Consider the following 714-nt stretch of genomic DNA (forward strand, 5'->3'; position numbering starts at 1 on the left):
AGATACAATACCGATTAACCAAAACAGTCTTATAAATCGGAGATTTTACTATGGCTTTGTAATGGAAGACTGTATCGCGTAAATCGATATATTTATTAAACTGCGTGTATGCAACATGAGAAATAATACACAGCATAAAAAGTAGTACCAAAGCACAATGTCTAAATACCCAAATACGGTATCCAATGAAAAAGAAAACTGGTGTTCCACGTGCTTAGAAGTGACAGGCAAAGAAACAGCCTCTTCATAACTATTTGGAAAAATTAAAACGACAAGTGCTAAAATTATTAGATTTAAAATTCGGTGCATATATTGTTGTAAATCACGTGTTAGGATCACCCAACCCGTTGTATCATCATGTTTATATTTTGGATTATTTTGCAATTCAAAAGGAATATGAGAATTGCATAAAATTACAAAAATATTTGTTATTATTATCAAACCAAAAGAGGCAAATATCAAAATACTTTGAATAAAATAGGGATTTTTTTTGATATCTAAAAAGCATAAAAATATAAAAACTATAATGCCAAACAAGGCTCTTAGTTGCTTATCTGTAAACATTTTCATTTCCTGCGGTTTTCGATAGTTTTTTAATCTCTCTGTTGATGTCATCTATGAGAGGTTCGTAATTAAGAACGCTTTTTGGCAAATTGCCACCATAACCCCATGCTTTTACTTGCGCTTTGGTGCTAAAATCTGCCTTTTCTGGTA

1 protein-coding gene is annotated in these 714 nt (G+C 31.5%); it reads right to left on the bottom strand.

Annotated elements, in window-relative coordinates:
- Window positions 1-48 precede the first annotated feature (48 nt).
- Entirely contained in the window at window positions 49-564 is a 516-nt protein-coding gene (locus ACFINC_RS10735; protein ID WP_375617204.1) for a hypothetical protein, read from the bottom strand.
- Window positions 565-714 lie beyond the last annotated feature (150 nt).

It is taken from the genome of Bartonella sp. AP58NXGY (assembly GCF_042195785.1).
GTDB lineage: Bacteria > Pseudomonadota > Alphaproteobacteria > Rhizobiales > Rhizobiaceae > Bartonella.